This is a genomic window from Streptomyces sp. NPDC053427, from assembly GCF_044544985.1.
Lineage (GTDB): Bacteria > Actinomycetota > Actinomycetes > Streptomycetales > Streptomycetaceae > Streptomyces.
On sequence record NZ_JBITYA010000002.1, the window covers coordinates 356427 to 370531 of the forward strand.

Genomic DNA, 14105 nt, shown 5'->3' on the forward strand with positions numbered 1-14105 from the left:
CCGGGAAGAACGACCAGCCGCACCCCGCGGGAGACCCGCCGACCACGACCACGGGAGAACCACCAACCGCGACCCGCAACGGCTCCCGCCCCGGCCCACCACGCCGTACGGCGCTAGCGGGTGTGCCCGTCCCCGGTGAGGATGTACTTGGTGGAGGTGAGCTCCGGCAGGCCCATGGGGCCGCGGGCGTGCAGCTTCTGGGTGGAGATGCCGATCTCGGCGCCGAAGCCGAACTGGCCGCCGTCGGTGAAGCGGGTGGAGGCATTCACCGCGACGGTGGTGGAATCCACCAACTGGGTGAACCTGCGGGCGGCGGCCTGCGAGGTGGTGACGATGGCCTCGGTGTGGCCGGAGGTCCAGCGGCGGATGTGCGCCACCGCCGCGTCCAGGTCGGGCACCACGGCCGCCGCGATGTCGTACGAGAGGTACTCCGCTGCCCAGTCCTCGTCGTCGGCGGGCGCGACGAGCCCGGGGCCGGCCTGCTGCCAGGCGGCGTCGCCGTGCACGATCACCCCGGCCTCGGTCAGCGCCTCCAGGGCCCGCGGCAGGAACTTCTCGGCGATCCCGGCGTGCACCAGGACGGTCTCCGCGGCGTTGCAGACGCTGGGCCGCTGCGCCTTGGAGTTGATCAGGATGTCGATCGCCATGTCGATGTCGGCGGCCTCGTCGACGTAGACGTGGCAGTTGCCGGTGCCGGTCTCGATCACGGGGACGGTGGACTCCTCGACGACCGTACGGATCAGCGAGGCGCCGCCGCGCGGGATCAGCACGTCCACCAGGCCGCGGGCGCGCATCAGCTCCCGTACCGAGTCGCGGCTCTCGCCGGGCACCAGCTGCACCGCGTCGGCAGGCAGCCCGGCGCCCTCGACGGCGTCCCGCAGCACCTGGACCAGGGCGGTGTTCGAGGCGTACGCGGAGGACGAGCCGCGCAGCAGCACGGCGTTGCCGGACTTCAGGCACAGGGCCGCGGCGTCGACCGTCACATTGGGCCGCGCCTCGTAGATGATGCCGATGACGCCGAGGGGGACGCGGACCTGGCGCAGGTCCAGACCGTTGGGCAGGGTCGAGCCGCGCACGACCTCGCCCACCGGGTCGGGCAGCGCCACCACGTCGCGGACGTCCGCGGCGATCGCCGCGATCCGCTCCGGGGTCAGGGTGAGCCGGTCCACGATCGACTCCGAGGTGCCGGCGGCGCGCGCCTTGGCGATGTCCTCGGCGTTGGCGGCGACGATGGCGTCGGTGCGCGCCACCAGGGCGTCGGCGATGGCGAGCAGCGCCCCGTCACGGGCCGTCCGCGGCAGCGGCGCCAGGTGGGCGGCCGCCTCCTTCGCGCGGCGGGCGGTCTCGAGGACGGGCGAGGTGTGGGATGCGCTGCTGGTCATGGCCGAAGCGTAGCTCGGTGGCAGGCCGCGGCCACGCCGGATTTCACAGTGCGGGACGTACGGGACCGCGGGGCGGGCCCGTAGGGGGTGGGCGAACACATCCCGTAGGGGATGCGAGGGCCCCCTGCGGGGCCACAACGCGGTGGGTCCGGGGCGGTATTCCCGTGATTCCCGGTCCGGTACGGGGTGATCCAGTGCGAGATGACCGCGTACGGGGCGACCCGCACGGGGCGACGCCGTAGGAGGTGATCCGGTACGGGGTGATCCCGTAGGAGGCCATCCGGTACGAGGTGGTCCGATACGGGTGAACCAGTACCCGGGAATCCAGTACCCGGGAATCCAGTACACGGGAATCCAGTACACGGAATCCAGTACTGGACGACCAGCACAGCGGCATCTAGTACGGATGCACCCCGACCGGCGACGCCGGAGGCGGTCCGTAGCCCTCGGCGATGCGCTGGTGGTAGGTCTCGCGGTCGATGACTTCCAGGCCGACGATCTCCCACGGCGGCAGCTTGGCCGTCGAGCGGTGCTCGCCCCACAGCCGTAGCGCGACCGCCGCGGCGTCGTGCAGGTCCCGGGCCTCCTCCCAGTAGCGGATCTCCGCATGGTCGTTGGCGTAACGGCTGGTCAGCAGGAAGGGATGGTCGTGGGCGAGCTGTTCGAGCGAGCGCCGGACCTCCTTCAGGGGAGCCTCGGCCCCCGAGACGCTGAGGGTGATGTGCCACAGCCGGGACGCCTCCCGGCGCTCGCCCTCCGGCGCCGCCGGGGCCGTCCCGTTCCGCTCCGTACGCTCGTCGTCCGGGCGGTCGGCGTCGTCGCCGGCCCGGACGCTGGTCAGTGCGCGCTCCGCCGTCCCTCGGGGCAGAGCCCCCGGGCGCCCTCGTCTCACCGGCGGCCTCCTGTGATGCGAATCGCTCCGCCCTCCCGAGGTGCGGAGCCGATTGTGCGGTCGTACTTCGGCGTGTGCGCTCGCGCGCTGCGGGCGCCGCTCCCCTACGGCGCCCCCGCAACAAAGTTGACCAGCCCGCGGGCCCTCGCGGGGCGGTTTTCGCGAAGGTCTCCGCGGAAAGGCTGGACTTCACACCGTCGCGGGGAGGGTGATTTCCGATGGCCCCGCGGTGTTTTCCCGGCGTGACGGCCGTCAGTGGCGCGGCAGGTTCTCAGCGGTGCAGCAGCACGAGATCGTCACGGTGGACGACCTCCCGCTCGTAGGCGGGGCCCAGCTCACGGGCCAGATCGCGGGTCGAACGTCCCATCAAACGGGGGATTTCCCGGGCATCGAAATTGACCAGCCCACGGGCCACCGCGCGGCCGCCGGCGTCCCGCAGCTCGACCGGGTCCCCGGCGGAGAACTCCCCTTCGACGGAGGCGATGCCGGCGGGCAGCAGCGAGGAGTGCCGGTCGACGACGGCCGCCACGGCGCCGTCGTCCAGGATGAGCGCGCCCTGCGGCGTGGAGGCGTGCGCCAGCCACAGCAGCCGGTCGGCGGAGCGCCGGCCGGTGCGCAGGAAGTGGGTGCCGGTCGGGCCGCCGGACAGCGCGTCGGCGGCGTGCACGGCGGAGGTCAGGACGACGGGGATGCCGGCCGCGGCCGCGATCCGGGCCGCCTCGACCTTGGTGACCATGCCTCCGGTGCCGACGCCGGCCTTGCCCGCGCTCCCGATGGAGACGCCTTCCAGGTCCTGGGGACCGGTGACCTCCGCTATCCGGGACGTGCCGGGGGTGGCGGGGTCCCCGTCGTAGAGGCCGTCCACGTCGGAGAGCAGGATCAGCAGGTCGGCGCGCACCAGATGGGCGACCAGCGCCGCCAGCCGGTCGTTGTCGCCGAAGCGGATCTCATCGGTGGCGACCGTGTCGTTCTCGTTGACGATCGGTACGGCGCCCATGGCCAGCAGCTGGTCGAGGGTGCGGTAGGCGTTGCGGTAGTGGGCGCGGCGGCTGGTGTCGTCGGAGGTCAGCAGGACCTGGCCGACCCGGCGGCCGTAGCGGGCGAAGGACGCGGTGTAGCGGGCCACCAGCAGGCCCTGCCCGACGCTGGCGGCGGCCTGCTGCCGGGCCAGGTCGCGCGGGCGCCGCTCCAGCCCCAGCGGCGCCAGGCCGGCCGCGATGGCACCGGAGGAGACCAGCACGACCTCCTTGTCCTGGTGCTTGGCCAGCACGTCCACCAGCGCATCCACGCGGTCCGCGTCCAGCCCCCCGGCGGCGGTGGTCAGCGAGGACGAGCCGACCTTCACCACGATCCGCCGGGCGTCCGCCACGTCCTGCCTTGCGCCTGTTGCGCCTGCCACTTCTGTAACCCCTGTGCTCGCCGGTCCCGCTGCCGTACGGACGATCCGTGCCCGATTCGTCGTACGGCCCCTACGGGCGCAATCTACGGCAGGTCGGCCCACCGGTGCGCTTCGATATCGCCTGACGGACGCCCGCGCGGACACCGGGGTTCGCCGGGGCGTCGCCGCCGTCCGGTCCCCTATACCTAGGGACACCCGAAGGAATGCCCGTGCCACCGGCCGGCGACGTCCCGGTGTTGTCCGGGAATTTCTAAGACGGCGGCCGCGGCCAACAGGTTGCGTTCGATTGGTCCGCTTTCGCGGTGATGAGAGCCACAGCAGATTGTCACCAAGGCCAACAAGGTCATACGGTCGGGTGTCCATCGGTCCCGTTTCGCCGCTCCGGCGGTGTCGCAGCGCGGGACCCGGCCGCCCCCCTCGGCCTCCCCCTGACCTTTATTGCTGCCAGGAGCCCTCCCCCGTGCCTTCCGCCGGAATCGTCCCCCGCCGAGCCGTACAGCTCGCGGCCCTCATCGCGATGATGCTCGCGTTCGCCGCTCAGCTCGTCGGTGCGCTGCTGCCCGTCATCCCGCTGTTCATCGCCGCGTCCGTGGTCAACCTGGGACTCGACCTGATCCTCCAGCACAAGCAGCCCGGCCTGCTGTCCGTGCTCGGCCGGATCCGGTTCGACGTCACAGTGCGCCAGCTGCTGCGCGACATGCTGATACTGGTCGGTCTGCTGCACATCGACGGCATCAACCCGCTCGAGGAGCAGGCGCCGCTCACCATCACGCTGCTGCTCTTCTACGGCACCCACTTCGTGTGCCAGGCGGTCGCGGTGCTGGTCCGGCGGACCCGCAGTCTGCCGTTCGTGACGCGGAACATCGACGCCAGTACGCTGCGGCTGTCCGACGCCCCGCCGCGCATCCTCTCCCGCCAGACCGGCCGGCGGCTGCTGCGCTTCTCGGTGCCCACCACGACGGGCATGATGCTGACCTCGATCACCACGGACGCGTACTGGGGCGGCATCGGCATCGCCGTCTCCCTGGTCCTGTCCGCCGCCGGCACCGTCTACCTGGGCACCTGGCTGCTGCCCAAGAAGCGGGTCGTCTCGGAGCGGCGCGCCCTGGAGTGGCTGGACAACTGGCTCGCGGAGTACCGGCCCACCGTCGGCATGTACTTCTCCGGCGGCGCCTCGTCCGCCTACCAGGCCAACATGTGGCTGAGCACCCTCGCCGACCTGGACGGCAACCCGATCATCGTGCTCCGCGAGCGCTTCATGGTCCAGAAGATCGAGGCCACGGACATCCCGATCGTCTGCATCCCCAAGGTCGCCAACCTGATGCGTCTGGAGCACTCCGCGCTCAAGGTCCTGCTGCACCCGGCGAACTCCGGCAAGACCTCGCAGATCCTGCGCATCCCCTCCATCAAGCACGCCTTCATCAACCACGGTGAGAGCGACAAGCTCTCGTCCTGCAACCCGTACGCGAAGGCCTACGACGAGGTCTGGGTGGCGGGCCCGGCGGCCCGCGACCGCTACCAGCTCGCCGACATCGGCGTCGAGGACAAGGACGTCGTCGAGGTCGGCCGTCCGCAGCTGTCCCCGATCCTGCCGTACGAGGGCGCCCCGGCCGGCCGGCCGACCACCGTGCTGTACGCCCCGACCTGGGAGGGCTGGGACGGCAACCCGGGCAACACCTCGGTGATCCTGGCGGGCGAGAACATCGTCCGCGAGCTGCTCGCCGACGAGGACGTCCGGCTGGTGTACAAGCCGCACCCGATGACCGGCTCCGTCGACCCGCGGGCCAAGGCCGCCAACGCCCGTATCCAGGCGATGATCACGGAGGCCAACGGCCGGCGCAGCGGTGCGCAGCCCGGCCCGGAGGCCGCCGCCGAGCTGGACCGCCGCACCGAGGAGCTGCAGCGGCTCACCACCTCCGGCTTCCGCAAGAGCGCGGACGAGCTGGAGCGGATGCGGCTCCAGGGCACCCCGGAGGAGGGCCGCTCGGCCGCCGTGTCGGCCGCCGTGGACGCCTGGGAGGAGGCGTACTGGAACTCCTTCCCGCAGTGGCAGCACCTGATCATCACGACCGCCAGGCCCGGCATCTTCGGCTGTTTCAACCAGGCCGACGTGCTGATCAGCGACGTCTCCAGCGTCGTCTCCGACTACCTGACCAGCGAGAAGCCGTACGCGGTCGCCAACACTTCCGGGATGGACGAGGCCGACTTCCGGGCCAACTTCCCCACCGTCCGGGCGGCGACGATCCTCACGCCCGAGGCGGACGGCGTGGCCGGGCTCCTGGAGGCCGTGCGCAACCCGGAGCGCGACACCCTCGCCGCCGAGCGCGCCGAGCTCAAGGAGCATCTGCTCGGCCCGTCGGACCCGCCGTCCCCGGTGCGCTTCAACCAGGCCGCGCTGGCACTGGGTGCGAAGGCCGACGAACGGCGGGTGCGGATGGAGAGCCGGCTGGCGGGTATCCCCGGGCAGCGGGCGCAGAGTGCCGTGGACGACGCAGAAGCCGACGAGACGGCCGACCGCGAGTCCAGCGGCGCCTCGGACGCACCGGCGGCCGTCTAGCCCGCAGCGGGGCGCCCACGGCCCCGCACAGCGGCTTTGCGACATCCGGCGGACACGGGGAAGGCCCCGGGAGGAGTTCCTCCCGGGGCCTTCCCCGTTGTCGCGCGTACCCGGTCCGCCCGCAAGGGCCGCCGGGGGGCGCCGTCAGAACGGGCGGAAGCCGTCGTACTCCTCGTCGGCCTCGTCCCGCTGCGCGTCCCGGTCCCGGCGGCGCTGCGTGGCCGGCCGCGGCGCCTCCAGACGGTGGTCCTCGCCACGGCGGCCCAGCATCTCCGCCCCGGCCGCCATCATCGGCTCCCAGTCGAACACGACGGCGTTGTCCTCGGCGCCGATGGCGATGCCGTCGCCGGCGTGGGCGCCCGCCTTGCGCAGCGCGTCCTCCACGCCCAGGCGGTTCAGGCGGTCGGCGAGGTAACCGACGGCCTCGTCGTTGTTGAAGTCGGTCTGCAGGATCCAGCGCTCGGGCTTCTCGCCCCGGACGCGGAAGAAGTTCTCGCCCTCGGCCGTGACCGTGAAGCCCGTGTCGTCCACGGCCTTGGGCCGGATGACGATACGGGTGGCTTCCTGTACGGGCTTGGCGGCACGGGCCTTGGCGACGATGTCGGCCAGCGCGTACGACAGCTCCTTGAGGCCCATGTGGGCGACCGCCGAGACCTCGAACACGCGGTAGCCGCGCTCCTCCAGGTCGGGGCGGATCAGGTCGGCGAGGTCCTTGCCGTCCGGCACATCGATCTTGTTGAGGACGACCACCCGGGGACGGTTGTCGAGACCGCCGTACTGGGTGAGCTCCTCCTCGATGGTGTCGAGGTCGGAGACCGGGTCGCGGTCGGACTCCAGGGTCGCGGTGTCCAGAACGTGGACGAGCACCTCGCAGCGCTCGACGTGCCGCAGGAACTCCAGGCCCAGGCCCTTGCCCTGGCTGGCGCCGGGGATCAGACCGGGGACGTCCGCGATGGTGTAGACGGTCGAACCGGCGGTCACCACACCGAGGTTGGGCACCAGGGTGGTGAAGGGGTAGTCCGCGATCTTCGGCTTGGCGGCCGAGAGGACCGAGATGAGGGAGGACTTGCCGGCGCTGGGGTAGCCGACCAGGGCCACGTCCGCGACGGTCTTCAGCTCGAGGACGATGTCGCGGGCCTCGCCGGGCTCGCCGAGCAGCGCGAAGCCGGGGGCCTTGCGGCGGGCGGAGGCCAGCGCGGCGTTGCCGAGTCCGCCGCGGCCGCCCTGGCCGGCGATGAAGGTGGTGCCCTGGCCGACGAGGTCGGCGAGGACCTCGCCGTTCCTGTCGAGCACGACCGTGCCGTCGGGGACCGGCAGCACCAGGTCCTGGCCGTTCTTGCCGGAACGGTTGTCGCCCGCGCCGGGCGCACCGTTGGTGGCCTTGCGATGCGGGTGGTGGTGGTATTCGAGGAGCGTGGTGACGTCCTGGTCGACGACCAGGATCACATCGCCGCCGCGGCCGCCGTTGCCGCCGTCGGGGCCGCCCAGCGGTTTGAACTTCTCCCGCATCACGGAGGCCACGCCGTGGCCTCCGTTACCCGCGGCGACATGCAGCTCGACGCGGTCCACGAAGGTGGTCATGGTGGGGGTGCCTCCAGATAAACGGGAATGTCTGCGTACTGCGGAATGTCTCTGTCGTAACACACCAGGGGCGGACCGGCCTTCCCGCTCGCGCGGGAGGCGGTCCGCCCCTGGTGTGTGCTGTGCTACGTCCGTGCCGTGATTACTGGGCGACCGGGACGATGTTCACGACCTTGCGGCCACGGTGGGTGCCGAACTGCACCGCGCCGGCCTCAAGGGCGAACAGGGTGTCGTCGCCGCCGCGGCCGACGCCCGTGCCCGGGTGGAAGTGGGTGCCACGCTGGCGGACCAGGATCTCACCGGCGAGGACGGCCTGACCGCCGAAGCGCTTCACGCCGAGCCGCTGAGCATTGGAATCGCGACCGTTCCGAGTGGACGATGCGCCCTTCTTATGTGCCATGTCTCCTCAGTCCCTTACTTCGCCGGAGCGTCGATGCCGGTGATCTTCAGCGCCGTGTGGAGCTGGCGGTGGCCGATCCGCTTCTTGTAGCCGGTCTTGTTCTTGTACTTCTGGATCCGGATCTTGTCGCCCTTGTGGTGGTCGACGACCTCGGTCTGGACCTTGACGCCGGCCAGGACCCAGGGGTCGCTGGTGACCGCGTCACCGTCGACGACCAGCAGCGTGGAGAGCTCGACGGTGTCGCCGACCTTGCTGGTGGAAATGCGGTCAACCTCGATGACGTCGCCAACAGCAACCTTCTGCTGGCGTCCGCCGGTGCGCACGATCGCGTACACGCGGAACTCTCTTTCGCTAGGAACGGATCCTCTGATGCCAGCCGCTCACACGGGCTCGGGATACGGCCCGTGGAATCCGAGTGGACGAGCGGCCTCCCTCGGCGGAGCCGAGAGGTGTTTGCTCAGGGGTTTGGTGTCACACAGACACCGACGGTCAAGGTTACGGGGCCTCGACCAGGGGGTCAAACCGGCCCCGGACCACCGCAGCGGTCCGGGGCCGGTGTCGTGCTCAGTCCTCCGTGGAAGCGGACACCGACGCCACCGAGGCCTGCTCGGCGGCGGCGGTCTTCTTGGCCGCCGCCTTCTTCGTCGTCGCCTTCTTCGTGGTGGTCTTCTTGGCCGTGGCCTTCTTGGCGGTGGTGGTCTTCTTCGCCGCCGCCTTCTTGGCCGTGGTCTTCTTCGCGGTCGTCGTCTTCTTGGCCGCGGCCTTCTTCGTCGTCGCCTTCTTCGCCGTCTTCTTGGCGGCGGGCGCGGCCTCGACCTCGGCGGGCGCCTCGACCGGCTCCGCCACGGGCTCGGCCACCGTCTCGACGACGGGCTCCGCCTCGGCGGCCGGCGCCGCGATGACGACCGTCCCCGCGGACTCCGCGGACACCTCGGGCGACCCCGCCGGAGCGCTCGCCCTACGGGTCGCACGGCGGCGCGGACGCGGCGGCACGGGCTCGGCCACCGGGGCCTCCGCGGCCGGCTCCGGCTCGGTGACGGGCTCCGCCACCGGCTCGGCCGGCACCACGATCGCGGCGGCCTCCGCGGCGGCCTTGGGGGCGCCCGCCGGAGCGGACACCTTCCGGCTCACCCGGCGGCGGCCACGGCCGCGTCCGGCGGCCGCCTCGGCCTCCGCCGGGCTGCTGAACCACTCGTCGGCGTCGGCCACCGCGGGCTGCAGCTCGGCCTCGGTCACCGGGGCGGGCTCCAGCTCCGGCGCGCCGCCGTCCGGGGTCGGCTCGGCCGCCTCGACCTCGTGGACGTGCGGCTCGGCCGGCGCGCCCTTGCCCTTCTTCTTGCGCTTGCCGCCACCGCCGACGGACGTCGGCTGGTCCATGTGGACGATGACGCCGCGGCCGTTGCAGTGGACGCACGGCTCGGAGAAGGCCTCCAGCAGGCCCTGGCCGACCCGCTTACGGGTCATCTGGACCAGGCCCAGCGAGGTGACCTCGGCCACCTGGTGCTTCGTGCGGTCGCGGCCCAGGCACTCCAGGAGGCGCCGCAGGACGAGGTCCCGGTTGGACTCCAGCACCATGTCGATGAAGTCGATCACGATGATGCCGCCGAGGTCGCGCAGCCGCAGCTGGCGCACGATCTCCTCGGCCGCCTCCAGGTTGTTCCTGGTGACGGTCTCCTCGAGATTGCCGCCCTGGCCGGTGAACTTCCCGGTGTTGACGTCGATCACGACCATGGCTTCGGTCTTGTCGATCACCAGCGAACCGCCGCTCGGCAGCCAGACCTTGCGGTCCAGCGCCTTCATCAGCTGCTCGTCGATGCGGTACGTCGCGAAGACGTCGACGTCCGAGGTCCACTTCTGCAGCCGGTCGGTGAGGTCCGGCGCGACGTGGGCGACATAGCCGTGGATGGTCTCCCAGGCGTCGTCACCGCTGACGATGACCTTGGAGAAGTCCTCGTTGAAGATGTCGCGGACGACTCGGACGGTCATGTCCGGCTCGCCGTAGAGCAGCGAGGGAGAGCTGGTGGAAGCGGCCTTCGCCTTCTTCTGGATCTCCTCCCACTGCGCTTGGAGGCGCTGCACGTCGCGCGCCAGCTCCTCCTCGCTCGCGCCCTCCGCGGCGGTGCGCACGATGACGCCCGCGTCCTCGGGGACGATCTTCTTGAGGATCTGCTTCAGCCGCGCCCGCTCGGTGTCCGGGAGCTTGCGGCTGATACCGGTCATCGAGCCCTCGGGCACGTAGACCAGGTAGCGGCCGGGCAGCGAGACCTGGCTGGTGAGCCGGGCGCCCTTGTGGCCGATGGGGTCCTTGGTGACCTGCACCAGCACGGACTGGCCGGACTTCAGCGCGGTCTCGATGCGGCGCGGCCCGTTGGCCATGCCCAGCGCCTCGAAGTTGACCTCGCCGGCGTACAGGACGGCGTTGCGGCCCTTGCCGATGTCGACGAAGGCGGCCTCCATGGAGGGCAGAACGTTCTGCACCTTGCCCAGGTAGACGTTGCCGACGTAGCTGGTCGCCTGCTCCTTGTTGACGAAGTGCTCGACGAGGACGTTGTCCTCCATCACGCCGATCTGGGTGCGCTCGCCGCTCTGGCGGACGACCATGACCCGCTCGACGGCCTCGCGGCGCGCCAGGAACTCCGCCTCGGTAATGATCGGCACCCGGCGGCGGCCCTGCTCGCGGCCCTCGCGGCGACGCTGCTTCTTGGCCTCCAGGCGCGTCGAGCCCTTGATCGACTGCACCTCGTCGGCGCTGGTCGACTCGTCCTTCTTACGGGGCTCGCGGACCTTGACGACGGTGCGCTCGGGGTCGTCGGTCTGACCGGCCTCGGCCTCGCCGGGCTCACCGCTGCGGCGACGACGGCGACGGCGACGACGGCTGCTGCTGGAGCCGCCGCCCTGCTGCTCCTCGGCGGCCTCCGCCTCCTCGGCCTCCTCCTCGGACTCGGCGGCCTCCTCGGCCTCCAGCTCCTCGGCCGTACGGCCCTGCTCGGGCTGCTCCTCGCCGCCCTCGGCCAGCTCACCGCGACGGCGGCGACGGCCGCCACGACGGCGGCGACGCGAGGGACGCTCGCCCGACTCCTCGTCGCCGTGCGCCTCGGCCTCCTCGGCCTCCTCGGGCTCAGCGGCCTCCTCGGCCTCCGGCTCCTCGACGGGCGCAACGACCTGCGGCTCGACCGGGGCACCGCGACGGCGGCGGCGACGCGCACCGGCGGCGGGCTGCTCCTCGGCGGCCGGCTCGACGGCGGTCTCCTCCTGGCGGGCCGCGGCGTGCGCGGCGGCCGCGCTCTCCGGGGTCTGGAACATCGGCTCGGCGAAGACCGGCGCCTGGAAGACGGCGGTCGGCGGCCGCTGCGCCCGGCGGCGGCCGCGCGCCGGAGCCTCCGGCGCGGCCTCGTCCTCGGCGCGGGCCGGCTCGGCGACCGGCTCCACGGCCCGCTCGCCACGGCGCCGCGCACGGCGCTTGGGCTCGGCGGCCTCGGCGGGCTCGGCCTCGCGGGCGGCGGGGGCGGCCTCCTCGACGGGCTGCGGTGCGCCCTCGGGTGCGGTCGCCTTACGGGTGGCGCGGCGGCGGGTACGGGCCGGCTTGGCCTCCGCGGCGGGGGCCTCGGCGGGCTCCTCCTCGGCGACGGGTGCGGCCACGGGCTCGACGACGGAAGCGACCGCCGCGGCGGTCTCCTCGGCGGCGCTCACCTGGGGGGACCCGGCGGGCGCGGTCGCCTTGCGGGTCGCGCGGCGGCGGGTACGGGCGGGCTTGGCGTCGTCCTCCGGCGCGGCGGCCGGGGCGGCCTCGGCGGCGGGCGCGGGCGCCTCGACAGCAACCGGGGCCGGCTCGGCGTCGCCGGCCTGCGGCGATCCGGCGGGCGCGGTCGCCTTACGGGTGGCGCGGCGGCGGGTACGGGCGGGCTTGGCCGCTTCTTCGGCCGCCGGGGCCTCGACGGCGGCCGGGACCTCGGCCTCGGCCGGCTCGGCGTCGCCGGCCTGCGGGGACCCGGCGGGCGCGGTCGCCTTACGGGTGGCGCGGCGGCGGGTACGGGCGGGCTTGGCCTCGTCGCCGGTGACGACCGCGGATGCGGCGGGCTCCTCGGCGGCGGGCTGCGCCGCCGCCGGGCTCTCGGCGCTCACCACCGCGGCCTCGGCGGTGCCGACCGGCGGACCGGCCGGCCGGGATGCCGCGCGGCGCCTGCGGCGCGGCGGCAGGGTGTCACTGGGTGAGTGGTTGTCGTCCACGCCACGGTCCGTGGACGGCGCGGATTCGTTGGGCTCAATTGGTTCGAGCATGCGGGCGGTTCTCCCGTCACGCTCCCGGGCGCCGCGCCTGAATCCGGCTGCGGCCCGCGTGATGAGCGCGGTTCCGCCGTCCGGGGCGTGGGCGCCGCACGGGAGCTGTCGTCTCGCTCGCCGGGCCCGTAGGTCGGGGACCGGCGAAAGTCTCCTGGTCAGTGCGTCTGCCGGGCCGGGGACGTTCCCTGGCTGATCGGCGACGCGGCGACGACGGTCCTACGCAGTGCCTTCCCCGGCTGCCGGGGAGGCCCCGCTCGCCGCCTTCGCGGCACGTGGCCCGGCGGCCGTGGATGGGGCGGCCGTGGCAGCGTCGCGGTCGGGCGCAAGCGGGTCGGTCACCGTGCCGGACTCCGCATCGAGCGGCCCCTGCGCCAGCCTGGTCACCGCAGCGGGGACCGGCGGCGCCAGGTCGGCCGCAGCTCGGAGACCGGACAGGACGTCGTCGGGTCGTACGGCGGGTGTCAGATGCCGAACAACCAGCCGCAGTATCGCACAGGCTTTGCCGTCGGGCCTATCGCCCTGGCATTCGGCGGCCTCCAGACTCAGCACCGCCGCACGGGCGTCGAAGCTGCGCATGCCGTTCTTGGTGCGGCGCTGGACCTGCACCTCTTCGGCCGCGAGGAACGCCTCGACGGCGGCCGCGGCCGCGGCGGGCTCGACCTCGTCGAGCCGGATCTCCCACACCGAGGCCTCGAGCCGGTCGGCGAGACCGCTGGTGTGTGCCTCGACGGCGTCGGTCACATCGAGCCCCGTCGGCAGCGACTCGTCCAGCAGCTCGCGGAGCTTGACCGGGTCGCGGCGCTCGGTGAGCTGGATCTCCAGATACTCGGCCTCACTGCCCGTACCCGTCGGGGCGGCGTTCGCGTACGACACCTTGGGGTGCGGGGTGAAGCCCGCCGAATAGGCCATGGGGACCTCGGCGCGGCGCAGCGCCCGCTCGAAAGCTCGCTGGAAGTCGCGGTGGCTGGTGAACCGGAGGCGGCCGCGCTTGGTGTAGCGCAGTCGGATGCGCTGCACCGCCGGTGCGGGCGGCGGGCCTTCGGGCTGTCGCTTGCCCAGTTCGCTCAGTCCTTCGTGAGTGCGGTCGTACTGCTACCTAGAGTACGTGCCCCGGGAGTGCCCGGTTCCCGCCGGGGCGGTTCGGCTTCTTCCCGGGCCGGTTTTCCGGGCGCGCCGAACAGGGCGTGGCGGATTTCCCGGCGGGTCCGGCGCGCGCTGTGCCGGGCGGCGCTCAGCGCGCCGCGGACGGCGCGGCCGGCATCGGCCAGGCCCCGCCGGACCGGGCGCCAGATGCCGTCCCGGATGCCGTGGCCGAGCGGGGTGAGCAGGGTCCGGTAGACCCAGCGGACGGGTTCGGCGACGAGATGGCGCAGCAGCGTCCGCAGGAAGCGGCCGATCGCCCGGGAGACGAATCCCGCGGCCCGCCAGCAGAGCCCGACGGCATCGGCGACCTCACGGGCGACCACGGTCACCGCGGTGGCCAGCGCCCGTCCGACCGGTTGGAGCACCCACCGCCACAGTGCGACGGCCGGGACGATCACGACCCATCGGACCAGGGCCGCGACGGCCGCCGCGACGCCGCGCGCCAGCCACGCCAGCGCCGCGCCCACACC

General features: G+C 72.8%; 9 protein-coding genes and 1 pseudogene. 1 reads left to right on the top strand and 9 read right to left on the bottom strand.

The annotated features are described in order from the left end of the window. Positions 1–113: 113 nt before the first annotated feature. The 3 genes from ACIGWZ_RS06345 to proB all read right to left on the bottom strand — a co-directional run bounded on the left by ACIGWZ_RS06345 (position 114) and on the right by proB (position 3643). The gene (locus ACIGWZ_RS06345; RefSeq protein ID WP_400061400.1) at positions 114–1382 is read right to left on the bottom strand and encodes a glutamate-5-semialdehyde dehydrogenase; all 1269 of its coding nucleotides are present in this window, start codon (positions 1380–1382) and stop codon (positions 114–116) included. A gap of 397 nt (positions 1383–1779) precedes the next feature. Then, complete coding sequence (locus ACIGWZ_RS06350; protein ID WP_400061402.1) at positions 1780–2274, bottom strand: hypothetical protein; 495 nt, start codon at positions 2272–2274, stop codon at positions 1780–1782. A 271-nt stretch (positions 2275–2545) separates the two neighbouring features. Beyond that, positions 2546–3643, bottom strand: a complete 1098-nt coding sequence (gene proB / locus ACIGWZ_RS06355) for a glutamate 5-kinase (RefSeq protein WP_400062013.1) — start codon at positions 3641–3643, stop codon at positions 2546–2548. Between the two features lie 490 nt (positions 3644–4133). On the opposite strand from proB, the gene ACIGWZ_RS06360 reads away from it, so the two are divergent. Then, positions 4134–6230, top strand: coding sequence for a hypothetical protein (locus ACIGWZ_RS06360; protein ID WP_400061404.1), 2097 nt, complete (start codon positions 4134–4136; stop codon positions 6228–6230). 144 nt (positions 6231–6374) lie between these two features. Here ACIGWZ_RS06360 and obgE read toward each other — a convergent pair whose 3' ends face one another. From obgE to ACIGWZ_RS06390, 6 genes and pseudogenes are all read right to left on the bottom strand, one after another. Further along, positions 6375–7811 (bottom strand): GTPase ObgE, encoded by a 1437-nt coding sequence (gene obgE / locus ACIGWZ_RS06365; protein WP_400061406.1) that lies wholly within the window; start codon positions 7809–7811, stop codon positions 6375–6377. 142 nt (positions 7812–7953) lie between these two features. Then, the gene (gene rpmA, locus ACIGWZ_RS06370; protein WP_030066598.1) at positions 7954–8211 is read right to left on the bottom strand and encodes a 50S ribosomal protein L27; all 258 of its coding nucleotides are present in this window, start codon (positions 8209–8211) and stop codon (positions 7954–7956) included. Between the two features lie 14 nt (positions 8212–8225). Next, positions 8226–8546, bottom strand: coding sequence for a 50S ribosomal protein L21 (gene rplU, locus ACIGWZ_RS06375; protein WP_393542324.1), 321 nt, complete (start codon positions 8544–8546; stop codon positions 8226–8228). A gap of 229 nt (positions 8547–8775) precedes the next feature. Beyond that, positions 8776–12489, bottom strand: coding sequence for a ribonuclease E/G (locus tag ACIGWZ_RS06380; protein ID WP_400061409.1), 3714 nt, complete (start codon positions 12487–12489; stop codon positions 8776–8778). 219 nt (positions 12490–12708) lie between these two features. Further along, on the bottom strand, positions 12709–13509 hold the full coding sequence (locus tag ACIGWZ_RS06385) for a TIGR03936 family radical SAM-associated protein (protein WP_400061411.1): 801 nt from the start codon (positions 13507–13509) through the stop codon (positions 12709–12711). Between the two features lie 47 nt (positions 13510–13556). After that, positions 13557–14105: pseudogene (locus ACIGWZ_RS06390) on the bottom strand (hypothetical protein); the annotation flags it as partial.